Origin of the sequence: Sphingobacterium yanglingense, from assembly GCF_004363245.1 — a bacterium.
Classification (GTDB): Bacteria; Bacteroidota; Bacteroidia; order Sphingobacteriales; family Sphingobacteriaceae; genus Sphingobacterium; species Sphingobacterium yanglingense.
The window spans coordinates 163,801-189,108 of the sequence record NZ_SNYV01000019.1 but is presented as its reverse complement, the minus strand read 5'-3'; the positions used below and the strand labels follow the sequence as shown (position 1 = coordinate 189,108).

Genomic DNA, 25,308 nt, shown 5'->3' with positions numbered 1-25,308 from the left:
GTTAGTTAGTTTATACTTATTGTTCTTGGTCCTGTTTTTTTATAATGAAAAGGCATACTCGCCTTTAAACTCTCCAGCACACTTTGTAGTTCTTCACTTTCATCAAAAGCAGCCGTATATTTTCGATCTTTAATACCTGCAGTATCAAATTCAATCTTGATGTTATACCAGCGTTCCAGGGTTTTTGCAATAGAGGATAGGGGCTCATTGACAAAAACCAGTTTTTGTTCAGTCCATGAAGTTTCTACCAATCTTTGCTTACTATCATAATGGGTCATCGATGCCAATTTGTATGCCGTGCTATCGGGCACTTCGACACCGATGCTGCTGCTGGACAGTTCGCTTACGGAGGCGACCACTTTATCCATAGGTTTTAACCTTATGGGTGCTATGTCTTTATTTTTTAAGATCACTTCGGCACTACCTTCTAGTAGCGAGGCTTCGGCATGGTCTTCATTGGCATAGGCCCGGATATTAAGTGTGGTGCCCAGTACGCGTACCGCAATAGTACTGGTACCGATTGTAAACGGAAGGTCTGGGTTTTTAGCCACTTCCATATAGGCCTCTCCCGCTAGTTTGATAGCTCTATTGGTCTTTCCAAACCCTTCCATAACCTCTAACTTGCTGTCTGCATTGAGTTTTACCAACGTACCATCAGCTAGTGTGATCGTTTTTCGTTGGGAGGGTTGTGTCGCATAGACGACATCATTGTTAGCGCCATCATTCATCAAGATCCATAGCGAGGCAATAGAAATAAATAGGACTGCAATACTGGCCGCCGCATAATAACGCCAATTACGACGCTTAGGCAGCTCTTTAAGCGCTCCGTCGAGTAGCATCGGTTTCAGTTTCTGGTAGTTTTCTTCTGCATCGATCGAAGACAGGGCTTGCTGCATGTCCATGAGGGTTATTTTGGCCTGCTCTAGAAGTTGCTTTTTTTGGGGATTATGCATTATATATTCCTCCCATCTTTCGACATCGGCACTGTTTTGTTTCAAAACATAGCGGACAAAAGATTCATCAAGCAAAAAGTCATGAATAGATTGGTAACCCTTCATAAGATTTAAAAAATTAGTCGTTTTAATATATAGAGAGCGGGTGCTCTTATTTTTACCAGTTTTTTTTAGAAAAAAATCAAAAGAGACAATAACTGCTTTAAATTCAATAGGCTAGAATCCTCCTTTAAGGTGGAGATAGCAGTATGTATTTGGTTGTAGATAGCCCTTTTGGTCAATTGGGTCTGTTTGGCGATCTCATCATAGCTTAGCTCTTCATAATAGCGCATGCGGATGAGTTCGCGTTGCCGTTTAGGTAATTTAAGAATAGCATTCTTGAGAAGGGACATCCGTCTACTTTCTTCCTGCTGAACAATAAACTGAAAATCCTGTATGTCCATGTCCGCATCCCATTCGCCCGACAAACTAAGTTTTTCCAGTACTTTATTCTTATTGAGGTCCTTTAACAGTTGGCGCTGGTAGCTTTTAAAGATGTAGCTACCTACGTGGTTTGCGTAAGAAAGTCCTGCACGATTTTCCCAGATATACAAAAACGTAGAGTTAATACTATCCTTGAGTGTATCCCGGTCGTCCGAATATTTTAAGCCATATTGCAGTAAACCATTGTAATAGCTGACATACAATTTTTGAAGAGCATCTTGATCTCCTGCACATAACGCCCCCCACAGCTGTTGTTCTTGTATATCCCTATTCATTTGCCATTCTTTGATCTAAGACGAAATCAAGATTTCATAACGCCTATTAGACTATAACCAAACTTAATAAAATTATTTTAAAACGCATTCGCATCTTTCTGCATTAATGGCGATGCCAATCCATTAACGAGATTTGGTCATCATTCATAATTATTAGATTGACAAGATAAAATAAAACTGTGTAACTAAAAACGGCATAAATGATTAATCATTGGTCCGATCCGGTATCGATGATAGTGCGATAAGCATTCCTTTAAGCCGGGAGGCTCTTCCTTTTTGTCTTGACACAAAAACGAAGGAAAAAAGTCAAGGCTTTGAAATAGTTACGCTAAAAGATCATTATGGCCCTAAAAGTATTTGAGCCGCTACGCTTTTTAAATCCTTTTTTTAACGGGTCGCAATGGTCTTTATTAACGCTACTATTCCATAGGCTATTAATTCTAACAGTTTTAAATAATTAAAAATGCAAACAATAATAACAACTCGTCCTACTTCGCTAGCCCGGGGCTGGCAACGGGAACTCTCTTTAAAAGAAAAGCTATTCTTTGCCTTTCTATTGCTGATTATCGGCTGGATTATGGTATCTATCCTACTGCAGCTGCTCGATACGGCTATAGGCGTCCTCGATTTTGGCACCTTGACCATTGCTGTCTTTGGCCTACTGCTCGGCTGGCTAGCGGTATATATCAGCATATGGCTACAGGAGCTACTGTGGCATTCCTTTAAATCGTTTCGTAAACAATTTGATCATCACTTTAATCAACTATCATCATGGCAACAGTGTATTCTTTATTTTTCGGTGTTCTTTTTACTGCTATATGCAGTTTTAAAGGGGATAGCAGTCGTGTTTTAAGTTTTCTATTCTCGCTCAAGCCGCGAGTGGCTCATACTTTCTTGCTTGATCAAGAAAGTACGCAAAGAAATCAAGGCTTGGTTGCTCGGCTAAATTGTCTTCTTATTTCTGGCAATAAGATAAACTCACTTCGCTCAAACAGGTCTGATTGCTCGTCAGAAATAATCGACAATTCTTTACGCCTTACACAACCTAGGCCGTTTTATCGGGATAGTGCTAGTAGATCCTTACAATCAGAAATAATGTCGCCCGTGAAACCGAGCTTGCGAGCTCACCAAAGGTAATCTGTCATTGGTAGGCGCAGCAGCAACGAAGCAATCTACGTTTTTGATCCCAATAATCAGGACTTCGCTGTAATGTTAGATTGCTTTGTCGTCATTCCTCCTTCGCGCAATGACGTTGAGAAAAGGCTTTTAAATTAAGAACGTCTGAAGAAATTCACTTCAGGCGTATTTTATTGTAATCCTATTAATCCTCTTTTAAACGCTGTAAATTTAAACTTATTCATTCGCCGGGCAATATCTAAGGAAAAATACTTTGGACTTCTCGGCTTTGTTTCCGAGGTAAAAAAACTATCTTTAAATTCGCTTTAAACAAGCTAATTGCTAACCTTTATAAGTCTACTAAAAATTATTTAGTAGTTTGCATACACGATGAGAGATAAGTTTATTGCAGTTCAATTTTCAATCCATGCTATTGCATTCTTACTCCTTGCCTTATCGCATGTAGTTTTTGCGCAGGGACACGGATTATCCTTTCATAGCTATGAAAAAGTTCAGAATGAGCGCACTTCACTATTCTTTCCTTCTGCCTTTGAATTATCGAAAAACCAAGATATCCTCTTACGATTCGATTTAAAATTTAAGCCCAATCAAGTATCTTACTACGGCTACGTATTTCGTATCATTCTAGACGATCAATTTAACATAGACCTTATCTGCGACGATTTCAGTAACCAAAACAAGATGTTCAGCATGGTTGTTGGTAACCAACAGCATGTCTTGAAACTACCTCACAGTGCACCTGGGCTTTATGGCTGGTTGCCAGTGCAGGTGAAAATTTCTCCGCAGTGGGACGCACTGGAAATAAAGATCAATGGAGTCGTACAGACTGTTCGCTTTAACTATAAAGGTAAGGGGCAGGCCAAGCTGTGTTTTGGATCAAATAATATTGCAGGATTTTCCACCACGGATGTGCCTCCTATGTCGGTGCGAAATCTACGGGTTCTGGATAAAGGCGAGCTAGTGAGCCGTTGGCTATTAGCAGAAAGCCAAGGTCATGACGTGTCGGATAGTCTAGGCAGAATAAACGGCGTAACCGATAACCCCAACTGGATAAGAGCCCTACATAGCCGCTGGCAACGGGTAGCCGATATCAAGTTAGGGCCTGCCAGCAGTGTAGCTTTCGACAAGACCAATGAACGAGTCATCTATGTGAGCGATACGGCATTATACATCGTCGATCTAGCTACAAATAGCGTTCAGCGTATTGTCTACAGCAGCGGTCCGCTAGGCTTACAGCACGGTAATCAATCGATGTACCTATCCGAAACCAATAGTCTTTATAACTTTCTACCCGACGAATCCGTATTAAATGTGTTCGATTTTGAAAAGCGGAGCTGGACGAGAACCTTCAAAACTCGTGAAAAAACCGCTTTTTGGCATTCCAATAAGTTTTATTCTCCGCGAGATTCGGCTATCTACGTGCTTGGCGGCTATGGTTATTACATGTATAAAGGTGGGTTAATGAAAGGAAGCTTGCAGACGGCACAATTTGACACGGTATTCACTGTTAACCCGGTCTATTCTCCGCGCTATCTTTCGGGTGTGGGCACCACCTCCGAGGGAGCCTATATTTTTGGTGGATTTGGCAGCCAATCAGGCAAGCAGGGACTAAATCCACACCATTACTACGATATGCTCTATTTCGATTTTGCGACACGCCGGATGCGCAAATTGTGGGAGCTCCCGCGCAGCACCGAAGAATTTGTACTCGCAAATTCCATGTGGATAGACACTTTACAGCAGCATTTTTATGCCTTGACGTATCCAAAGAATATATTTGATAGCGCTATCCAACTGGTACGTGGCTCCTTATCAGGTGGTGCCCTCACTCCCTTGGCAGACAGTATCCCCTTCCTCTTTCAAGATATTAATTCCTATGCCGATCTCTATTTTGCGGCTAAAAATGAACAGCTCATCGCTGTAACCTTATACGATGATGGGACAGAGACCAGCGCGCAGGTGTATAGCCTTTATTTTCCGCCGATGACAGCAGCGTCAGCGGCGCCAGTAGATCGATCATACCCAATCGGATTATTAGCTGGTATCCTTGCTTTGTTGGGACTAAGCCTATGGGGGGTCAGAAAAAAACAGCAGCCACCTATTCTCTCCCAGCCCTTGGACAACGATGTAGTCAAACAGCCTGTCAATAGGGTGTATTTATTTGGAAATTTTCAGGTATTGGATCGTGAAGGCAGCGATATTACGAAAGAATTCACCCCGGTACTAAAACAGCTATTCTTATTTATTGCTTTGCAAACGATCTTGAACAGGTCTGGTGCCAGCTCAGAGCGGTTGTACGAGTTGCTGTGGTCCGACAAAGACCTGAAAAGTGCCAGAAACAACCTTTTGGTCAATATTGGTAAACTAAAAAACGTGTTGGCTGCACTAGATAACATCCACTTGTCCAAGGATACGGGCTACTGGCGATTGCAGTTTGACGAGCATAGACAGGTAGACTTAAGCGATTTTTGGCACATACGGTTTACGCCCGAAAACCGAATCGAACAGATGTTAACCTTATCCGCTTTCTTAGAACGTGGCCCATTTCTAATGGACCTGGATTTCGAATGGATGGACGAAGCGAAAGGATTGGTTGCTTCTAAAGTAGCGGATAGCTATGCTACATTTTTAAAAGAATTCCCTATCCTTACATTTACAGATACCCATCTGATCATCGCAAAACGTATCGGGCATTATGATCTGATGAACGAAGATGCGATGATGGTGCGTTGTTTTATCTTATCGCAAATGGGCTCCCATCAGGAAGCCAAACAGGCCTACGAGTCCTTTGCCGTAGAGTACCAAAAGCTTTATGACGAAGAGTATGGAACCCCTTTCAAGAAGATTATAGCTCGATATTAATATTTTTAAACTCAATTTATAATACTGAAAATCAGTAATTTATATTTTATTTTTGAAAATTAATAAAATATTAAGTCAAAATTATCCATCTCCGTCTTAATTCGTACTATCCAATATATAAACCATAACACGATGGACAAACTATCTATTATCAAAGACAGTTCCTAGTGACTATGCCTAAAAAAGTATAGCCTTTAAGCTGTACACTTTGCTAAATTGAAAAGTATAACTAATTAAACCATCCTTTATAACTTATGAGCATACATCGAAAAAAAACGACGCTTTATATCATGCTTCCTGTTGCATTAGCTTGTTGTATGGGGCCTACCTATGCTGCTGCGCATCGAAGCAATGACGGGATTGTGCTAAATCAGGCACAACAGCATAGCGTGACTGGCAAAATCGTAGACAGCACCGGACAGCCCCTATCTGGTGTCACGGTCCATGTCAAAAATACGGATAGATCGGTCGCAACAGACAGTCAGGGACAATTTAATATAGAAGCCTTTGTGGGACAATTCTTGGTAATCAGTTACCTCGGTGCAAGCGACAAAGAGGTTGTCGTATCCCGTGAATTCATGCAAATCACATTGGAGGTCGATCAAAAAGGATTGGATGAAGTGGTCGTGGTAGGTTATGGCACCCAGAAAAAAGGTAATGTAACAGCCGCGATAGCTACGATCCAATCCAAAGACATATTGACCACCACCAATTCCAGTCTGGCGCAAAGTCTTCAGGGCAAAATCCCGGGCTTACAGATCCGTCAGGGGAATGCCGAGCCAGGCAGCTTTACCTCATCCATCAATATTCGCGGTTTTGGTGAGCCCCTGTATGTGATCGACGGTATCGTGCGCGACGGTGGTGTCGAATTTCAACAGCTTACACCAAATGATATTGAAAGTATTTCGGTGTTGAAAGATGCTTCTGCAGCGATATATGGGCTTAACGCGGCCAATGGCGTTATATTAGTGACCACAAAAAAAGGGCACTCGGGCAAGCCCGATTTTACGTACACTGGCGCACTGGGTGCACAGAAGCCAACCTATGTCACCAAAATGGCATCGGCAGCACAATACCTAGAGATGTATCGCGATGCCATTTATTACCGTGATGGGATCGTGAATATTAATACCGAAGAGTTGGATAAGTGGCGGCAGGGAGTCGAAGGCTATCAAAGTACCAACTGGTATGACGAGACATTTAAAAAATCAGCACTGCAGACTCAACATGATTTTTCGATCAGAGGTGGTACAGATGCCATCAATTACTTTGCAAGCGTAGGCTATTTCAATGAGCAGGGATTGTTCAAAAGCGGTGACATGAAATATGACCGCTACAACTTCAGGACCAATCTCACAGCAAAACTGAGTGACCGCCTAAAAGCAGACATCATGCTATCGGGTAGACATAGCCTGCGTCAATATCCGGGCGGTGATGGATTTATCTGGATGTACAAAGGAACATTTATCAGTCACCCGACCGATGCCCCTTACATTAACCGGGATCCTAACTACCCCGCTAATATCTATAATCAGCAAAATGCAGTCATCATGTCACAGCGGGACTATGCCGGCTATACAGACAGTAAGAATAAAGACTTTATATCCTCAGTAGGATTGACTTACGATGTACCCTTTGTCGAGGGATTGAAAGCCATCGGTACATTAGCATACGATAGCCGGAATATGTTCAACAAAAATGTATGGAAGAACTATAGAGTCTACAATCGCGACATGAGCTCTCTGATCACCAACACTCCACGCATAGCCAATGCCATCGACGATATTGATCGCGTTGTATTCCAAGCACAGCTGGCTTATGACCGTACTTTCAGTGCGGCCCACAATCTGCAGGCTACAGGGATCTTTGAGCAAAAGCGCTTTAAAAAGAAATTTGCGTATTTATGGCGTGAATACGAGTTCTTTACCACCGATGTGGTCGACTATGCATCAGGAAGACAGACGAATCAGGGTAGTGAAATAGAAGAGGCCAACCTCTCGTATGTCGGCCGGATCAATTACGATTACAAAGGCCGGTATCTATTGGGCGCATCCTTTCGATACGATGGTTCGTACCGCTATGCACCAGGCAAGCGCTGGGGATTCTTCCCAGGCATATCCGCAGGATGGCGTATTTCGGAAGAGCCATTTATCAAAAATAATATTGCTTTTATCAACAACTTAAAGTTAAGGGGATCATTTGGCCGTATTGGCGAGAATGTAGGCGATCCATTTCAGCATGTATTGGGCTTCTCACCCGTGACGAACCAGGGAGCCGAATTTGCCGACGGAACCTATACGGGAGGCCTTGCAGCACCGGGAGTGATCAACCCCAGCTTTACCTGGGTGACCTCTGATATCGGGGACATCGGTTTAGAAGCGGCCTTATTCAATAATAAGCTGCGTTTTGAAGTCGATTATTACCAAAGAGAAAAAACAGGTAAACTGATCATACGCAACGGAGGCCTGCCCAATACCTTTGGTGGCAGTATGCCAATCGAAAATTTTGAGAGTGAGCTGACTCGGGGTTTTGATTTTGTAGTCGGTCACCAGCATAAAATAGGCGAGTTCGAATACGGATTAAGTGTCAATATGAATCTGGCTCGCACCATGCATAAGATTGTCGACAAACCCGAGGCGACAAGCAGCTGGGACAGGTGGCGATCGGGCTATGCCGACCGGTGGAACGATCTAAGTTGGGGCTATCAACGCACCGGGCAGTTCCAAAGCATGGATGCTATTTACAATGCCATAGTTTATGATAGGGATAATGGAAATCGGCAATTGCTTCCCGGCGACTATACGTACGAGGATGTAAATGGCGATGGTCTTATTGACGACAAGGACATGCTACCAAATTTTAGAAACCGTACCCCCAAGCTGTTTTACGGATTTGTGATCAATGCGGCATGGCGCGGTGTAGACCTAAACATGGTATTTCAAGGTGCTTCGATGTACTCAATACGTTTTAACGAAGTCTTTTCACAGATGTTTTTCAATAATGGTAATCTCCCGGAATATTTTTATGACCGCTGGCACCTGGCCGATCCATCCGACCCTAATAGCGAATGGGTCTCAGGCAAATGGCCTGCAAACCGGTTTTCAGAACAAATGTCTTCCTCCTATCGAGAGAGTGATGCCTGGCGAATGAAGGCCAGCTACTTGCGGATGAAAAGCATAGAACTGGGGTATACCATAGATTTTAAGAAAAAAGGCGTATCCTATATCAAAGGGCTAAGGCTCTACGGTAATGCACACAATCTGCTTACCTTTTCAGATTCTTTCCTAAAGCAATTTGATCCTGAGCGCCAAGAGGGCGACTATGAAGCAGGCTACAACTATCCGCTGATCAAAAGTTTCAATGTAGGCGTTAATATTACCTTTTAATCCCGAATAACATGAAAAATAACATATGTAAACTGATATTGGCCTGTGGATTAGGTCTAGCTTCCTTCTCATCTTGTTCCAAGTATCTTGATGTCGACCCCAAAAACAAGATTCCGGGCGATGTCGTGCTGACCGATCCCAATGGGGTAAAGGCCTTTTTAGCGAATCTCTATTTTCAGGCACCGATCGAAGATCACGTTTACTTTCCTCGAGAGGGGTTCAATGCGCGGGGCAATACTGGATTCCTTTCATTGGCGCAGTACGGCATGGAAGCCATACATTCGGAATGGCCTAACTGGAACGAATATAGAAATGACTGGTGGGAAAAAGGCTATCGGTTAAACCGAAGTATCAACATCCTACTTGAAACTATTCCGGCGCTCGCTATAGCACAGTCTGAGAAGGACCTGTTGATGGGAGAAGCTTATTTCTTGCGTGCATATACCTATTTTGGTCTGGCAAAGTACTATGGAGGTGTACCCATTATCGACAAAAACCAAGAATACAGCACGGATTTCGAAAGTCTTAAAGTGCCCCGTAACACGGAGAAAGAAACTTGGGACTTTGTGCTAGCCAGCTGTGACGAGGCTATTGCCAAATTGCCGGACAACCATGGAAGTACCGATGTATCCAAACGTCGGGCGACTAAATGGGCGGCCTATGCTTTAAAATCACGCGCGGCGCTGCATGCGGCCTCTCTTGCCAAATATGGGCCGCAAGCCCCTTTATCCGGCGAAGCCGTGACACAAAAGCTAGTCGGCCTAGAGCCTTCGGAAGCTAACCGCTATTACCGCATCTGTATAGAAGCTTCGCAAAAGCTGATGGAGTCCAACATACTTGCGCTGCATAAAGCGACCCCTGCAAATCGCAGTGAAGCAATCAAAGCTTATCAGGAGCTATTTTATAATCCTGCCTCGGCTTATGAAGAAGTCATCTTCTTAAAAGGATACAGTCAGGTAGGAAACAATATTTCGCATGATCTGGATGGTTGGAATGGACCTAACCAAACCTCTGAGGGCTTTCCGCATCGAGGCCGAACCAATCCTATCTTAGAGCTTGTGGATCTTTACGAAGACTATGACCATCCTGGTGAGATCTCCCCCATCGCAACGACGGCCCCAGGTAGTGGCAATAATACCACAGGTTACGATCCGAGCGTTAGCTATCGGCACTTTGATGATCCTGCCGATATCTTTGCAGGTCGGGATGCCCGCTTCTTTGCCTCAGTGATCTATCCGAATGCGACCTGGAAAGGACAGCAGATCGTTATCCAGGGCGGTGTAGTACGACCCGACGGAAGTCTAATGGATAGCCGTGGAAGCTACACTCATGAAGGGGTGACCTATTATACCTATGGCAAACAACAGCCTAATCAATATTCGGGTTTTGACGGATCTGCTGACATGACACGAACCGGCTTCTTGATGCGTAAATTCTTAAATGAAGGCGGCCGATACAACACCTGGCTACAGTCTACCACAGATTATGTAGATATGCGTTACGCAGAAGTGCTGCTTAACTATGCCGAAGCTGTAGTAGAAAGTGGTATAGATGAGAATGGCTCAAAGGCTAAGGCAACAGAAGCGTTAAACGCTGTTCGTTTTCGTGCTGGGCACAGTGTAGCTGTACCGCTGAACCTGGCTAATGTGCTCCGTGAACGTACCGTAGAGCTCGCCTTTGAAAATAAAGGGTATTGGGACTTGATACGTCGACGTACATTTCATACGGTATTTAAGAACAAGGTAAAGCAAGCACTGATCCCGTTAATGGATCTACGTGGCTCAAACCCGCAGTATATTTTCGTCCGTAAAAATGTACCTGGAGCACAGGTGCAGAATTTTCCGGAAAGAGACTACTACAGACCTATCCCGAATGTGGCTGGCAACGGCGCTGTACAGAACCCGCAACACTAACGAAAACACATTGAACCATGAACACAAGAAATACATTTAAAATAGTCGCTCTGAGTGTAGTGCTCCTGTTAGCATCCTGTGGACTGAATGAAATAGATAATTACGAAGGCCCCAATGCTAGCATTTATGGCGCAATATATGATGCAGAAACGAAAGAGCTAATCCAGCAAGATATCGTGAGAGGAGCACAAATTGAATACGTAGAACATGGGTATGCCAATCCGCAGACACAGTATATGGTTATTAAAAATGACGGTACATACCAGAACAAACTCATGTTTGCGAATACGTATACTATACGTGCTGTACGGGGCAATTTCGTACCATCGGCATCGCAGGAGATAAAAGTAAGTGGAAATACGACGCATAATTTTGAAGTAATACCTTATGTGCGTATTAAAAATCCCAACATTAGTCAACAGGGCAATAAAATTATAGCCACCTTCGATTTAGATAAGACAGTCGACAATTCCTTACAGCGAATCGGGCTGTTTGCACATTCCGAAATTAATGTGGGGGAGCCACTACATAAAGTGTCCGCGCAGCAGACCATCAACGGTCCTGTGGACGAAGGGAATACTTATCACTTAGAAATTGATTTGACACAGCATTCGACAAATTTGATGAAAGGTAAATCCTATTATTTTAGAATCGGAGCGCTGATGAATGCCAGCGAAGCCAAATTTAACTATGCGCCGGCCCTACGAATAACGATTCAGTAATAACTAGCTTCTTTCGCATCAACAACCTATTATAACCATACAAGTCGTGTGTTAGCCCTTATCCCTAAACGGGACGAGTGCTAGCACATACTAACTTTGAAAAAATGATAAAAACCTTTCTGTCGCGTTTCTTTTGTTTGTTCACATTTGTTTTAGCAAACAGCTATGGGGCATCGGCACAGCAGTCGGAAAGCCCTGTAGATTATGTAAATCCCTATATAGGTAATATTAGTCATCTTTTAGTACCGACATTCCCTACGATACATCTACCCAATAGTATGCTGCGGGTCTATCCACAGCGCGACGATTACACGGGCGATCAACTTCAAGGCCTCCCGCTGCTTGTAACAAGCCATCGTGGCCGCTCGGCTTTTGGACTCCATCCGATAAACTGGAAGGGAAAGGACAATCTACAACAGATAAGCCCCTATACCTATGACAATGAAGAGATACGACCGTACCAATACCGCGTACGGTTGTTGGATGAGGATATACAGGTCAATTTCGCGCCCTCCCACCAATCGGCCATCTACCAGTTGACATTCGGCCGACAACAGGAAAAAGCTATTGTCCTAACTGCAGATGAAGGCACTATTCAGATAAAGGGACGGCAGCTACAAGCAACCCAACGATTGGACAATAACACGACAGTTTACCTTATTGCGGAGTTTGATCAGCAGCCCACGCTATCGGGCATGATACAAAGTGGAATATTAAAGGAAAGTGAGCGGCAAGCTACGGGTAGCAAGCTGGCCTGTGCACTACGTTTTGCCAGTAAAAACGAAACGATAAAGATGCGTTATGGCGTATCTTTTATCAGCCTGGAACAGGCCGAAAGAAATCTGAAACGCGAAATTTCCAATTTTGAGGTTGAACAGCTGGCCTCTAAGGGGCGCGATCTGTGGAATAATGAACTTTCAAAGTTCCGGGTCAGCAGTTCGAATCTCAAGGACATGGAGGTATTTTACACCGCCTTATACCGATGCTACGAACGTCCAGTAAATATATCGGAAGACGGTCGTTACTTCAGTGCCTTTGATGGACAAATACATGAAGACCCTGTGCCATTTCTTACAGACGACTGGATATGGGACACCTACCGAGCCACCCATCCCTTGCGTATCCTTATTGATGAATCGACGGAGAGTCACATCTTAAGTTCCTATGTTAGAATGGCGGAGCAGATGGACCATTTTTGGTTACCCACGTTTCCGGAAATCACCGGAGACTCGCGCCGGATGAATTCCAATCACGGGGTGGTGACCATAGCCGATGCCTATGCCAAAGGATTAAGAAATTTTGATGTCTTAAAAGCCTACGAGGCTGGTAAGAGCGCTGTTCAAGAAAAAACCCTAGCCCCATGGTCTGGGGCACCTGCAGGCTGGTTAGACGACTTTTATAAACAGTATGGCTATATACCAGCCCTACAGCCCGGAGAAAAAGAGGATGTCGACGAGGTAAACCCCTTTGAAAAGCGCCAGCCTGTGGCCGTCACCCTCGGGACCTCTTATGACGAGTGGTCTCTAGGACAGCTAGCTCTAGCTCTTGGAAAACGTGAAGACGCCGCCACCTTTCTCAAAAATGCACTCAACTATCGGCATATATTTAATAAATCGACCCTTTTCTTTCATCCCAAAGATAAAAAAGGCAATTTCATCGAACCTTTTGACTACCGTTTTGCAGGAGGACAGGGTGCACGGGAATATTATGGAGAGAACAACGGCTGGGTGTACAGATGGGATGTACCGCACAATATTGCAGACCTGATCCAATTAATGGGAGGCAAAGACACCTTCGCAGCTGAACTAGACCGCACATTCCGGGAGCCCTTGGGGCGCAGCAAGTTTGAATTTTACAGCCAGCTGCCCGATCATACTGGCAATGTTGGGCAGTTTTCAATGGCCAACGAGCCCAGCCTACACATTCCTTATCTATATGCATATGCAGGCAAGCCTTGGATGACGCAGAAGCGTGTAAAGGAACTGATTAATCAATGGTTCAGGAGCGACCTCATGGGGATACCTGGTGATGAAGATGGTGGTGGGATGTCTGCATTTGTGGTGTTTTCCATGATTGGTTTTTATCCCGTAACCCCCGGATTGCCGGTCTATACTATAGGTACTCCGTTCTTTGAGGAGGTCAGTATCCAGTTGTCCTCAGGCAAGACTCTTAAAGTGACTGCACCCCATGTTTCGAAAACAAATAAATATATCCAGAAGGCCTGGCTCAATGGCACCCCATTAGACAGGGCTTGGATCGGCCATGAGGAAGTAGTTAAGGGAGGTATCTTGCATTTTGAGATGGGGGACACTCCCAACAAAGAATGGGGTGCAGCAAATCCTCCACCATCCTTTGCCATGAGTGAAGAGTAAATTTTAAACACAATACGCCTGAAGCAAACCACTTCAGGCGTATTGTATTATTCTCCCTTCACCCCTATCTCCAATCTAAATACTAATATCTAACGACTAACTAAACCTTCTCCTTGCACACCGAATACCATTCCCGGAGCTTGACGACCTCGCTCTAGATAAAACGTACGCCCCCCTGTTTTCTGCCGATGCGTACCTCTCTAAGCAGCCCTTCATTCCGGTGCGATACCAATGCGCCCCGCTATATCCCCATTTCGGCACAGGCCTCGACGGTATCCATCAACCAGTCTCCCTCGGATAGTACTAGGTCGCTGATGTGCACGACACGGCGCCTGCTGGGTACAGGACCGTCTTCTATCGACAGATCAACCTCTTTTCGCATAGATGCATTCTCTTTATGAGCAACCAATATCTCCAACAGTTACTGGATACGCTGAGCTGTCTTCAGCAACAATACCTATATTTTCTTGTTTTCCATAGGTTTACAGATTGTTTAGGCCTATCATAAGGTCGTTAAACCACAAATCCACATTTTGCTTGTAAGTGGGACCTATATTTATCTTTTTTGTATTTTGCCCACAGCGGATCGTTAAGATGTCATCTTTGATTTAGCAGGCATAGGACTTGTTGATGATGTATTGATTGTGCACCCTCTTAAAGTCACTGTTGGGCAGGTCTTCTTCAAATATACCAATACCCTCTTTGACCGTTAGGGAGTTCTCGTCTACAAAATATAAGGTCGATTCATCTTTCCCGGATTTGATATAAAACAACTCATCGTAATGCACCAGTGTCTTTTGTCCGTTGCTCTTGATGGTAAGATATCGGCTCATAATCTCCTGAGCAGCTATAGACATAGTTAGTCCAAGCTTGTCCTCTACCTTGCGGAGCATCTACGCCAATCTCGAGAATGTAATGGGGTTCACCAGGTAGTCTATAATATAGGTATTATACGCTGTGGAGGCAAATTCGGTATATCCAGTGACCATTACACAACAAATATCAACAGGTAGCTGTTGTAGCAGATCCATACCATCTAAAGCAGGCATCTCTTTATCCAGAATGAGCAGCTGGACAGAAGGTCTATTCATTAGTTATAAACATAAAATCTTATTTTTAAAGTTGTAATTTTTGGTCGAGAAAGAAATATGTGATATAAAACTCTAATAAATAATCAGAGCACAGCTTGTCCAATTCATCCCTACAAACCGGTTCTAGGAGCTCATAGAAGACAATGTGAACTTAGCTGTGCTAATCAAAATAGCTTATGTAAAAGAAAGAATAAACGCTGTCGCATTATCTCAAATACTTTCGTTACTATCTAATAGACACTAATTAACCCTTTAAATTATAGACTATAATATGAGAACAATTACATGCCTACCTACAATGCTTATTACTGCCTTGCTTTTATTCGGCTGCAAGAAGGAGAATGATTTACAGATCCAGCAGGGAACTTACAAAGGTACCTTTACCGTAACTTACGAATCAGGTACTCATACAGGCCAGACGACAGTAGAATTGAAAGATGAAAGATACACTTGTCTTGCAAACGCAAATAGAATCCCTGCAGGAGGATCAGGAAAATATTTTTTTGATAAAAAGTCAATCACCTTTAATGATGAAAATTTCTGGACCGCCGAATTTGACGGCGGTTTAATATTAAATGGGAACTACGACTATACATTTGACGGTAGGAACCTAAAAATAAACCGAATGAATGAGATAGTAACATATACATATGATCTTAAAATACAATAGGCCAATGTCATAAAAAATCTATTACGGCGGCAAGGAGTCATATAGGGAAGGGATAGCTAAGTGGTCGGACGGAGCGTAAGATAACGAGATGTAAAACTTACTTCACACAAATTGTATACTTAAGTACAGAAACAAAACACTATTTTTGAATAAGCAACAATTAATCAGTCTATTAACTAAGAACTTAGATTATGGGGGTATTGCGAAAGATAGTGTCATCTGTTATCCCAGCGAAGTATAAAGGCTCTACCATGAAGCTATTTCAAAAGATACTTCACAACGGTTTAATAACGGTATCAGGCGGAGCCGAAGAAGCTCTGTTCTGGGCCCATGCACAAGCCAAACTAACACCGTATACGCTAATCCAAGGCTTTCTACAGGGTACTTTCCCTATGCCTCAAGTCGACAACAATGACATATTTATCTGGTTTGACCCCGATCCTAGGGGTATTATACCCGTAGCTGATTTTAAGATAAGGAAAGAATTATTAACTTTTTTGAAGAAAAACAGGCTTCAGGAAGCACACAAGCGCTTTGAAGTCAAACTGAACACCAATTTTGAACAGACCGTAAGAAACTGTGCTACCCCCCGAGGAGACAAAACAACAACATGGATAACGCCTGAATACATGAAGGTCATGTTAGAACTTCATGAAATGGGAATAGCACATAGCGTCGAAACCTACCAAAATGACAAACTGATCGGGGGTGCCTTTGGAGTGTCTCTAAACGGGTACTTCGTGTCATTAAGTGTTTTCAGAACGATTGATAATGCCGGTAAAGTAGCGATTTGTTACCTTTTGAACAAACTAAAAGAAGATGGGTTTAAGCTCCATATCAGTGGAGCGGCAGACAGTTGGTTAACACAATTCGGAGCGGTCAACATATCCAAAGAAGACTTTAAGAAAGAGCTAATTAAGGCCATTACCTCCCCTATCATATTTAGCCCTCAAATTCCGGAATTAACGATATAGTTGTATTAAACTTTCTGATATATTTCTTGAAACATTTGATTCGAGCTGTTTCGCTTTGCCCTCGCTCGTTAATCAGTTGTGCTCAAACACCCGACAGGCAAAAACTAAATCTCGGTTTTGAGCAGCATGAAAAAGGATATCCAAGAAACTGGAATGATTGGGGAAGTGATGGTTACAGGATTTATATCTATTCGACACAATCAAGAAATGGCAGGTACTCTGCTGTTATAGAAAACACGAGTGATAGCATTGACTTTAGAGCTTTATCGATCGTTCTACCTAATAACTATATGGGAAAATCTATTCGCCTGTCCGGTTATATCAAAACTGAAGATGTAAGAGATGGTTTCGCGGGATTATTATGCGGATCGACCCCAACATTGCTTTCGATAATATGAGGTCAAGAGGTATAACTGGAACGACTGACTGGAAAGAATATGAAATAACTCTTCAACTTGCTCCCGATAAAACAGAGAAGATACTTATTGGGGGATTATTGGTAGGAAAAGGAAAAATTTGGCTGGATGATCTACAGCTTACTATCGACGGTAAATCAATAGATGCCCCAAAACTCGAACTATGGGGAGCCAATAAAGCCTGCACCACCTGTGATTATTATCGTCCTCTTCATTCTACGAAAGTAAGAATATTAGAGGGTAAAGTGAAAAAGAGTTAGGGGTGACGGAGTGACAAAGTGATAGAGTAACAAGTAGGGACAAGGCAATCGGCAACACCGTCTGCTTTATCAGGTGCTTCACTTGTTTCATCATCTGTCTAATTTACTTCATCGACTGTACCTTCTGCTTTATCAAATGCTCCACTTCTTTCATCATCTGTCTTATTTGCTTCATCGACTGTGCCATTTGGTGAATAGATTACGTAATTTGTTTTATCAACTGATCATTTTGACATAGCAACTGTGTCATTTGCTTCATCATCAGCACCACTTGCTTCATCATCCCGTCTATTTGGTCATACTTCTAAGCCACTTGCTTCATCAGTTGGGCCACTTGCTACAAAGGCTGGCGCAAAAGGACATCCAAAAATGCCCCCCACCTGTCAAGAATATGGCACATAAGCGCTTGCCCGTACAGCGCTTGTACACTGCCTGTACAACCTTGCCCAACATTGTCCAAATTTTCGTATACCGTCGCATTATCCCTCAATTTCGAGGTATGGAAACAATAGAAAGTTGTGTCCGGGCACCACCTTTAGGGAAAAGTCTGGGGATTTATGAAGTATTACCATCCTAATATAGCTAAGGCGAATACAACTGGGACTTTGAGTTATTTAGGTTATTGCCAGATTATTAAAAGTAAAAAACAACGTAGAGAGAGAGATAACTTGTTGGAAATACGAATTAAAAATTTGGACTTTGGGAGACCTTCGCCATAACAGAAACCAGGATGAACATTACTATATAGCGGTAGATCCAAGAGTGGGTCACCCAGATTTTAGAAATGAAAAACTATATAGTGACATACCTTATCCAGATGATGGCTATAGATTGCTCACTCTGTTCCGATATTCGAATATGATACAGTACTTCTTTCCATACAAATACTTGACGGATAAAAATTGGAATATAGTATTAAAGGAATATATCCCACTTTTCATAAGTGCAAAAAATGAGCTAGAATATGAATTGGCACCACTCCGTATTATAGGCGACGTAAATGATATTGAATTCAAACCTACCATCAGTGGAATCCGAGCAGGTAAAGATGAAGTTTTGGAAAAAGCAATAGAATTAATTCAAAACCGATAAAATAGCTGGAGCCCCCCTAGCTTACATCTGGCTCTAGGAGGGTTCCGACAACATCCCGATCAATCGGGAATTCGCTGAAAGATAATTAACCTAATATACCACAGGGATGACAATTTGCTTTTATCTATAATCAATTAAGATTAGTCTTTTTAAGACTGAAGGAGCTTATAGCTTTTTATCTAATAAGACTTCTCCTTTGGTATCTATTACCTTGACTTTGACTATGCCTTCTTTAATATCTAACCGTGTAGCACACATTGCTCCTTGTACTAACTGTGGGAATTTGTTGTTGGCCTGTCCTGCTTCGTGGTATTGGAATTGATGTGTGTGTCCAGATACGACTAGATCGACATTGGCCTTGTTTAAGATCGGGAGGAATTTGTCTACAGCATCGTACCAGCCTGTCCAATTTCCTTCTTGACGCCATTTTTCGCCTACAACCATAGGAAAGTGTGTCAGGACTATTCTGTACTTTGCTTTTTTGTATTCTTTGCTATTAACCAATGCTTTTAACCACTCGGCCTGTTCTGTACGATAATTATCGTAATCGGTAATACCAGCATAGACAGGGTGATTGTCGGCTTTGTCTTCGCCCGAATCTAACATGACGACCATAATATCGCCCATGAGATAGGAACCATATATTTTATCGTTGCTCTTTGGGAAGAATCGGGGAAAGATACGCGCCATGTCGCCACGGGTCTCGTGATTGCCACGTACGAGCTCGAAAGGAATAGAAGTGGCAAACTTATTGACACTGACATCTATAAAAGAGCTGAATGGATGTTCGCCCCCAAGGGACATATAGTTCATCATGTCTCCAACATAAAAGAAGGCATCGCATGTTTTGTAATCGCAGAAGTCCAACATTCTATCTAGCTTCTTGGCATCGCTATGGGTATCGCTGATTATAAAGATTGATCCTCCTTTGGACTTGGGATCAATGGTCTTGAATGTATACCAAGGGGTGGAAATACTATCCCCAAAAGTGACTTTGTACGGTTGGAAAGAAACCATTTCTTTGGAGACAATACGGTATTGATAGCGGGTAGCGGGCTCCAATCTGTCCGCTCTTACAGCGAAAAAATCGGTGTTTGCTTGTTTTAATCCGTGCTTGTGTTCATAATGGATCTTGGTCTGGCCACTGTTTTCCTTGCGCAACTCTATGTATGAATAGGATGGTAAAGAGGTCTGAAAAACTACGGTTGCACCTTGTTGGGTAACTTCCTGCAGATAGGGACCGTGATCTATTTTTAAACGGCTTTGCGCAATGGCAGTCGTTTCTAAAAAAAACGATAATACGATTAAAACTGTTGTAAATATTGGTGTATTCATCTATCGATAAGTTTGTTAAAGAAGCCAGCAATTAATACTGGCTTCTTCATGATTACAGAGTGTGCATTATGTTAATATCCTGGCAATGGAACTAACTGTGTATTACGATCCATTTCTGCTTGACCAAATGGCATAAAGTAATATTTTTTATCCCACGGTGTGCGTTTTAAAACAACTGTACGTGTATGAAATTCGGGATCGCTCAGTGTTGTCCCTTTGGACATATCCATACCTGTATAATTTCCGCCTTGGTAATAGCCAGGGTCTCCCGCTACTTTCCATCGACGAACATCGAAATAACGATGCCCTTCAAACGAGAGCTCTATACGACGCTCCATACGGATGGATTCGCGTATTTCATGCTGACTAAGCGTTGCATCAAGCGATGATAGTCCTGCTCTATTTCTTATGGCATTTAAATATTTCAATACATCGGGATGCCCCGGATCGGACTCATTCAATGCCTCAGCATAGTTCAAGTACAACTCGGCCAACCGAATCAGCATCGCTGGTCTAGCTACGTTGACTGCTGGACTAACACTAAAGGTATTATGAATATTCTTTCTAACGGTATATCCTGTCACAGTCCAATCTCGAGGAGCTCCTTTAGAACCAGAATTGCCTGTACTATAAAACTCAACCCTACTCATTCCTGCTTTTGGTGCACCTGGGATCATGGAACCATTAAATGTAATATATGCATAAAAACGCGCTTCTCTGCCGACATACATATTGTTGGTTCCTGCCACATAATATTCGCTCCCTTTAGTAGTGTATCCCGTCTCGTCGTACGCAGGATCTTGACTGATATCTTTGCCATTTGCCATGCGAAAATCATCTATCACTTCTTGCATAGGAGCAGTATAATTGTACGCTGTACCAGCTATAGCTCTAGGAGCTGCGCGTATCTCCCAATTACGAAGCGCACTTGTCGTACGCAACCAAATTCCTTCTGTACGCCATCCATTCCAATATAAATCTCGAGAGGACAGGAAAGCTGCTCTAAATGGATCTGCATGATTGACTTTATAAAGTGACTTGCCATTTTTATCGGCCAAATCAATGGCGGCCTTGGCGGCAGCCGCGGCTTTGCCCCACCGACTCTGGTCTGCAACCTGATTAAATAGCAAGGTCCCATCATAGTTTCGAAAGGATGCATAGTCGGTATTTCCATTATATAGGGGACTCGCATGGTATAACAGAATCTGGGATTTAACGGCTGCTATAATCATTTTATTGATGCGACCGCGTTGGGTCGGATCTACTTCTGCAGAATTAGATTGGTAATAATCCTCAGGCAGATCGGCATATGCTTTATCCATTTCACTCAATATTCTAGCTATCCCTTCGTCCATAGGGGTACGAGGAATCATGTAGTTATCATTGGGATTGCCCACGGTTTCGGGTTGAAATACAACAGGACCATATAGCTTAACCATCATCCAGTAATAATAGGCTCTTAAAAAGCGTGCCTCGGCCTTATAGCGCTTTATTAATTCGGCTCCGTTGTCTAAGGCTAGAATTTCTTGATTGCGATCTATATTTTCTAAAAATATAGCACACTGCCTAATTTTGACATAATAATTTAGGTAATGTTGGGGGGTTGTGCTCGTTGTTAAAGCTCCACTATTTATTGCATTAATAGTGGCATCTGTATTGTTGGAAATATCCAATTCATCAGAAATGGCACCCCAAAGCTGTGCGTAGGGCTGATCCCAGATATCAGGAACTGCCGTAAATAAACCTCCCCAATATTGCTCGGTCTGCTCCCGATTTGAAAATATGGATGCTATGTCCAATTGATTGTCTGGCTGTGTATCAAAGAAATTCTTTTTACAGCCTGTCACAAGGGTAATAGTAACTAATACGATTACGATTGTATATTGTCTTATTCTCTTGATCATAATTAATTATTGAAAATTGACTCTAACACCAAAGTTGAATACGCGTGTGTTTGGATAACTAACGCCCCGACCGTCACCTACTTCTGGATCCCAAAGATCCCAACTTGATAGAGTAAATAGATTGGTGCCATTTGTAAATACTCTCATTTTGCTGATTGAAAGCTTCTTTAAGAAATTTTGACTCGTAAAGTTGTACCCAATTTCAACTTGCTTTAACCTCAAATAATCTCCTTTTTTCAACCACCATGAGCTGGTATAGTAGTTGGTTGTCTGATCAGCACTTGTTGATAATCGTGGATATAATGTTTTTTTATCCGGACTATTGGGATCCCAACGATCTAACATGGCTTCGTAAAGGTTACCATATGTTCTTCCGTTTGGAAATGGTGTAGTTCCAAAACCCGAGCCCATGTTGATATCGACCATACCTGCACCTTGAAAAAACAAACTCATATCGAAGCCTTTATACCCCGCTGCAATAGTTAACCCATACATAACTGCTGGAGTTGAGCCATAACCAATTGCTTGTTGATCGTCAGAGTTTATCATCCCATCTCCATTTAGATCACGATATCTAATGTCCCCAACACGAACATCTCCCGTTTGTTTTGCTGAACTGGCTATCTCTTCATCACTCTTGAACAATCCTTCTGCTACATATCCAAATCGCTGACTGATCTTGTGCCCCTCGCGCTCTAACCAGGGGTATCTCCATGCCGGCAAATTGTCTCGTACAACATTATTTTTGTTATAGTTGAAAGTACCACGGGTCATTACAAAGCCTTGATCGCCGAACTTTTTATTATACTCTAAAGTTACATCTATACCTTTATTACTCGTTTCTCCAATATTTAGGAATGGTAGATTGCTAGAGGTGTACCCCGAATTGTATGGGATGGAAAGGTCACGCATCAAAATGCCCTGGCGATCTTCTTTGAATAGCTCTGCGATAAATTGTAATTCGTTCTGGAAGAAGTTGATCTCTATACCAAGATTATGCCTATAAGATGATTCCCATCTTACGTTGGCACCTATTTGATCCTCATAATAGCCCTTGTATTCCTTGGACGCTCCTGGTTCACCAAAAGCGTATCCACCGCTCTCTTTGGCAAAGCGTGATAGGTACAAGAATCGATTATTGGGGTCGTTTACGCCTGCATTACCAGATACGCCATATGAATAGCGCAGTTTAAGATGGGAAACATGATTCGAAACGCCTTCGAAAAATTTCTCATTAGAGACTAGCCATCCGAGACCTACAGAAGGAAAGAATCCAAACCTATTGGCCGGAGCAAAGTTGTCCGAACCTGAATAAGAAAAATTTGCCTCAGCGAAATAGCGACCATCGTACCCATATGTTCCTCTTCCTACTAGATTTCTTTGGCGGTACGGAATAGCTTTGGTATAATTATCTACACGGCTGGTGGCATCACTATAATCGGATTGATTAAATAAAATAAGCCCGCCAACTTCATGGTTATTAAAACTACGTCCATAATTTAATGAACCTTCACTGTAAAATCTTCTATCTCCAAAACGGGTCAGCGAATAACTTAAATCATTTGATCCTGTAGATGATATCTCCGTTATTAAGTTGCCGTCATCATCACGACCTGTAGCAAAATAGGTCTGTAAATTACGTCCGCGATTAAGATTATTCTGTGAGTTTATGTCAAATGCAAATAAACCTGATGCTTTTAGTCCTTGAGTTAAAAACCCTAAATCCTGTACCACTTTTAGATTTGAACGTATTGAATTGTCATATCGATTATTGACACCGCTCTGTGTTAATGCCATGTATGGCGACGGTAATAATCCCTTTATTTGTGGCCACTGCCCATTGGAATACTGAACAGGAATAACATGTGGCGCTGTTGATGCCGCCATAACAAAAAGCTCATTAATACCATATGCAGGTCTATTAAGTGTCGAAATGTATCCGCTTAATCCAAAATCTACTGTGGTGCTTTTCGTTAAATTGATGTTTGTATTGCTCGTGAAATTAAAACGATCTTGCTTCAACTTAGAATTATAGGCTTCAACATCGCCCGTTTTAAACTGTCCTGTCTCACCATAATAACCTAAGGACACAAAATACTTTGCGATGTCTGCTCCTCCATTGATATTTAAATTGACGCGGTTGTTCGTACCAAAGTCATTGAAAAGGACATCATACCAGTTGACATTCGGGTATAAGTCTGGATCTTCTCCTGAAATATGCTTCGCAATAACCTCTTCTGTGTAATAGGGTTGTCTGTCCCGCATTTCCATCCCCTCATTGTACAACCTCATATTTGTAGGCCCATCAACAAACTTTGGCAAGTAGGTAAATCCGGTAATACCTTGATTGGCCTCTGCTGTGATGGTTGCTCTTCCAGACCTACCTTTTCGTGTATTAATTATGATTACACCATTCGCTCCTCGGGTTCCGTAAACGGCTGTAGCTGTTGCATCTTTCAATACTGTAAAGCTCTCTACATCTTCGGGATCTATATTATCAATTGATCTATCAGGCACTCCATCAACAACTAATAAAGGGTTTTGTGGAGATGATGAAAATGTTGCAACACCACGAACAAATAAATCTGCTCCTCCAGAGCCTGGACCTCCTCCTCGCTGTGTAGCGACCACACCGGCTAATCGACCTGCAATAGCTGTAGATAGATTGGCTACAGGAACTTTTAATTCTTGTGGCTTTATGGTGGATTGTGAACCTACCAGGCTTTGCTTTTTCTGTGTTCCGAAACCTACAACAACAACTTCTTCAAGCTCACCTTGATCAATATTTAATGTAATCAAGTCATCTTCTTTGATCTCATTGATGGCCAAGGTTGTTGATTGAAATCCTACTAGTGAGAAGGTTAAATGTTCGACATCTTTCGTTAGCTTTAAAATGAACATACCATTTTGGTCTGTACGGGTTTTGATGGATGGAACCTCTCTTGCCTGCACAGTAACCCCCTCTAGTTTCAACCCAGTATTATCCACTAGTGTTCCTTGGACGGTCACTTCTTGTTGTGCCGCAGTATTCCCTGTTTTCTTTGTTACTGGAGAGTTGGAAATTGCTCTTGTACGAATTAGAATTGCATTGTTTCGCTCTACAAACTCTAGATTGGTACCTTTGGTTAATTGTTTTAGTACTTCGCCTATATTTTGGTTTTTAAACTGTACCGCTGAGGTACGGTATTTCGAAAGTTCATCCGAAGTGTACAAAAAATTAACGCCACTTTTTTTTCGCAACAATTCTATGGCTTTATCTAAAGTCTCTGATGGAATATCTATGGATACTTTAGTCTTAGAAACTTGACCAAATGCCAAAGAGAAAACGGAAACTAAAAGCAGTATTGTAGCTACGCTACGCTTCTTCATCCCTAAACAATCACTTTTTATTGCTAAAGGATAAAGAAAATGAATTATTCTTTTCATATTTATATAATAATCTATTTTATAATGGGTTCTTTAT

General features: G+C 42.4%; 19 protein-coding genes. 11 read left to right on the top strand and 8 right to left on the bottom strand.

Going from position 1 to position 25,308, the window contains the following annotated elements:
- Window positions 1-5: 5 nt before the first annotated feature.
- Window positions 6-1,058 carry a FecR family protein gene (locus CLV99_RS21915; protein WP_133586657.1) on the bottom strand — a complete coding sequence of 351 codons (1,053 nt, stop codon included), beginning with the start codon at window positions 1,056-1,058 and terminating at the stop codon, window positions 6-8.
- Between the two features lie 65 nt (window positions 1,059-1,123).
- Window positions 1,124-1,711: an RNA polymerase sigma factor gene (locus tag CLV99_RS21910; protein ID WP_133586656.1), complete on the bottom strand. Its 588-nt coding sequence runs from the start codon at window positions 1,709-1,711 to the stop codon at window positions 1,124-1,126.
- Window positions 1,712-2,174: 463 nt separating this feature from the next.
- On the opposite strand from CLV99_RS21910, the gene CLV99_RS21905 reads away from it, so the two are divergent.
- The 6 genes from CLV99_RS21905 (at window position 2,175) to CLV99_RS21880 (ending at window position 14,103) form a co-directional block, all read left to right on the top strand.
- Window positions 2,175-2,564 carry a hypothetical protein gene (locus CLV99_RS21905; RefSeq protein WP_133586655.1) on the top strand — a complete coding sequence of 130 codons (390 nt, stop codon included), beginning with the start codon at window positions 2,175-2,177 and terminating at the stop codon, window positions 2,562-2,564.
- 653 nt (window positions 2,565-3,217) lie between these two features.
- On the top strand, window positions 3,218-5,710 hold the full coding sequence (locus tag CLV99_RS21900; RefSeq protein WP_133586654.1) for an AfsR/SARP family transcriptional regulator: 2,493 nt from the start codon (window positions 3,218-3,220) through the stop codon (window positions 5,708-5,710).
- Between the two features lie 254 nt (window positions 5,711-5,964).
- Window positions 5,965-9,096 carry a SusC/RagA family TonB-linked outer membrane protein gene (locus CLV99_RS21895; RefSeq protein WP_133586653.1) on the top strand — a complete coding sequence of 1,044 codons (3,132 nt, stop codon included), beginning with the start codon at window positions 5,965-5,967 and terminating at the stop codon, window positions 9,094-9,096.
- 11 nt (window positions 9,097-9,107) lie between these two features.
- Window positions 9,108-11,009 (top strand): RagB/SusD family nutrient uptake outer membrane protein, encoded by a 1,902-nt coding sequence (locus tag CLV99_RS21890; RefSeq protein ID WP_133586652.1) that lies wholly within the window; start codon window positions 9,108-9,110, stop codon window positions 11,007-11,009.
- A gap of 17 nt (window positions 11,010-11,026) precedes the next feature.
- Complete coding sequence (locus CLV99_RS21885) at window positions 11,027-11,731, top strand: DUF3823 domain-containing protein (RefSeq protein WP_133586651.1); 705 nt, start codon at window positions 11,027-11,029, stop codon at window positions 11,729-11,731.
- Between the two features lie 104 nt (window positions 11,732-11,835).
- A complete protein-coding gene (locus CLV99_RS21880) occupies window positions 11,836-14,103 on the top strand; it encodes a GH92 family glycosyl hydrolase (RefSeq protein WP_133586650.1) in 2,268 nt (755 codons plus the stop codon).
- Between the two features lie 241 nt (window positions 14,104-14,344).
- Here the strand turns inward: CLV99_RS21880 and CLV99_RS23275 are convergent, their stop codons facing one another.
- The 3 genes from CLV99_RS23275 to CLV99_RS21870 all read right to left on the bottom strand — a co-directional run bounded on the left by CLV99_RS23275 (window position 14,345) and on the right by CLV99_RS21870 (window position 15,194).
- Window positions 14,345-14,485, bottom strand: coding sequence for a hypothetical protein (locus tag CLV99_RS23275; RefSeq protein WP_162850188.1), 141 nt, complete (start codon window positions 14,483-14,485; stop codon window positions 14,345-14,347).
- Window positions 14,486-14,711: 226 nt separating this feature from the next.
- The gene (locus CLV99_RS21875) at window positions 14,712-14,960 is read right to left on the bottom strand and encodes a LytTR family transcriptional regulator DNA-binding domain-containing protein (RefSeq protein ID WP_162850187.1); all 249 of its coding nucleotides are present in this window, start codon (window positions 14,958-14,960) and stop codon (window positions 14,712-14,714) included.
- Between the two features lie 36 nt (window positions 14,961-14,996).
- On the bottom strand, window positions 14,997-15,194 hold the full coding sequence (locus tag CLV99_RS21870; RefSeq protein ID WP_133586648.1) for a response regulator: 198 nt from the start codon (window positions 15,192-15,194) through the stop codon (window positions 14,997-14,999).
- Between the two features lie 271 nt (window positions 15,195-15,465).
- Between CLV99_RS21870 and CLV99_RS21865 the strand changes: the two genes are divergently transcribed.
- The 5 genes from CLV99_RS21865 (at window position 15,466) to CLV99_RS21845 (ending at window position 18,606) form a co-directional block, all read left to right on the top strand.
- On the top strand, window positions 15,466-15,864 hold the full coding sequence (locus CLV99_RS21865) for a hypothetical protein (protein WP_133586647.1): 399 nt from the start codon (window positions 15,466-15,468) through the stop codon (window positions 15,862-15,864).
- 251 nt (window positions 15,865-16,115) lie between these two features.
- A complete protein-coding gene (locus tag CLV99_RS21860) occupies window positions 16,116-16,838 on the top strand; it encodes a leucyl/phenylalanyl-tRNA--protein transferase (RefSeq protein ID WP_162850186.1) in 723 nt (240 codons plus the stop codon).
- Between the two features lie 26 nt (window positions 16,839-16,864).
- Complete coding sequence (locus CLV99_RS21855; protein WP_133586645.1) at window positions 16,865-17,236, top strand: hypothetical protein; 372 nt, start codon at window positions 16,865-16,867, stop codon at window positions 17,234-17,236.
- Window positions 17,233-17,514 carry a hypothetical protein gene (locus tag CLV99_RS21850; protein WP_133586644.1) on the top strand — a complete coding sequence of 94 codons (282 nt, stop codon included), beginning with the start codon at window positions 17,233-17,235 and terminating at the stop codon, window positions 17,512-17,514. Before CLV99_RS21855 ends, CLV99_RS21850 begins: the two co-directional genes overlap by 4 nt.
- Before the next feature lie 699 nt (window positions 17,515-18,213).
- Window positions 18,214-18,606 carry a hypothetical protein gene (locus CLV99_RS21845; protein WP_133586643.1) on the top strand — a complete coding sequence of 131 codons (393 nt, stop codon included), beginning with the start codon at window positions 18,214-18,216 and terminating at the stop codon, window positions 18,604-18,606.
- A gap of 165 nt (window positions 18,607-18,771) precedes the next feature.
- Here the strand turns inward: CLV99_RS21845 and CLV99_RS21840 are convergent, their stop codons facing one another.
- From CLV99_RS21840 to CLV99_RS21830, 3 genes are all read right to left on the bottom strand, one after another.
- Window positions 18,772-19,941 carry a metallophosphoesterase family protein gene (locus CLV99_RS21840; RefSeq protein WP_133586642.1) on the bottom strand — a complete coding sequence of 390 codons (1,170 nt, stop codon included), beginning with the start codon at window positions 19,939-19,941 and terminating at the stop codon, window positions 18,772-18,774.
- Window positions 19,942-20,012: 71 nt separating this feature from the next.
- Window positions 20,013-21,845 (bottom strand): RagB/SusD family nutrient uptake outer membrane protein, encoded by a 1,833-nt coding sequence (locus tag CLV99_RS21835; RefSeq protein ID WP_133586641.1) that lies wholly within the window; start codon window positions 21,843-21,845, stop codon window positions 20,013-20,015.
- 6 nt (window positions 21,846-21,851) lie between these two features.
- Window positions 21,852-25,271 carry a TonB-dependent receptor gene (locus tag CLV99_RS21830; protein WP_133586640.1) on the bottom strand — a complete coding sequence of 1,140 codons (3,420 nt, stop codon included), beginning with the start codon at window positions 25,269-25,271 and terminating at the stop codon, window positions 21,852-21,854.
- Window positions 25,272-25,308: the final 37 nt, after the last annotated feature.

What these genes read in the sequence shown, in the direction of transcription:
- CLV99_RS21915 (WP_133586657.1), bottom strand. Translation starts at nt 1,058, where the DNA reads ATGAAGGGTTACCAATCTATTCATGACTTTTTGCTTGATGAATCTTTT.
- CLV99_RS21910 (WP_133586656.1), bottom strand. Translation starts at nt 1,711, where the DNA reads ATGAATAGGGATATACAAGAACAACAGCTGTGGGGGGCGTTATGTGCA.
- CLV99_RS21905 (WP_133586655.1), top strand. Translation starts at nt 2,175, where the DNA reads ATGCAAACAATAATAACAACTCGTCCTACTTCGCTAGCCCGGGGCTGG.
- CLV99_RS21900 (WP_133586654.1), top strand. Translation starts at nt 3,218, where the DNA reads ATGAGAGATAAGTTTATTGCAGTTCAATTTTCAATCCATGCTATTGCA.
- CLV99_RS21895 (WP_133586653.1), top strand. Translation starts at nt 5,965, where the DNA reads ATGAGCATACATCGAAAAAAAACGACGCTTTATATCATGCTTCCTGTT.
- CLV99_RS21890 (WP_133586652.1), top strand. Translation starts at nt 9,108, where the DNA reads ATGAAAAATAACATATGTAAACTGATATTGGCCTGTGGATTAGGTCTA.
- CLV99_RS21885 (WP_133586651.1), top strand. Translation starts at nt 11,027, where the DNA reads ATGAACACAAGAAATACATTTAAAATAGTCGCTCTGAGTGTAGTGCTC.
- CLV99_RS21880 (WP_133586650.1), top strand. Translation starts at nt 11,836, where the DNA reads ATGATAAAAACCTTTCTGTCGCGTTTCTTTTGTTTGTTCACATTTGTT.
- CLV99_RS23275 (WP_162850188.1), bottom strand. Translation starts at nt 14,485, where the DNA reads ATGCGAAAAGAGGTTGATCTGTCGATAGAAGACGGTCCTGTACCCAGC.
- CLV99_RS21875 (WP_162850187.1), bottom strand. Translation starts at nt 14,960, where the DNA reads ATGTCTATAGCTGCTCAGGAGATTATGAGCCGATATCTTACCATCAAG.
- CLV99_RS21870 (WP_133586648.1), bottom strand. Translation starts at nt 15,194, where the DNA reads ATGAATAGACCTTCTGTCCAGCTGCTCATTCTGGATAAAGAGATGCCT.
- CLV99_RS21865 (WP_133586647.1), top strand. Translation starts at nt 15,466, where the DNA reads ATGAGAACAATTACATGCCTACCTACAATGCTTATTACTGCCTTGCTT.
- CLV99_RS21860 (WP_162850186.1), top strand. Translation starts at nt 16,116, where the DNA reads ATGAAGCTATTTCAAAAGATACTTCACAACGGTTTAATAACGGTATCA.
- CLV99_RS21850 (WP_133586644.1), top strand. Translation starts at nt 17,233, where the DNA reads ATGAGGTCAAGAGGTATAACTGGAACGACTGACTGGAAAGAATATGAA.
- CLV99_RS21840 (WP_133586642.1), bottom strand. Translation starts at nt 19,941, where the DNA reads ATGAATACACCAATATTTACAACAGTTTTAATCGTATTATCGTTTTTT.
- CLV99_RS21835 (WP_133586641.1), bottom strand. Translation starts at nt 21,845, where the DNA reads ATGATCAAGAGAATAAGACAATATACAATCGTAATCGTATTAGTTACT.
- CLV99_RS21830 (WP_133586640.1), bottom strand. Translation starts at nt 25,271, where the DNA reads ATGAAAAGAATAATTCATTTTCTTTATCCTTTAGCAATAAAAAGTGAT.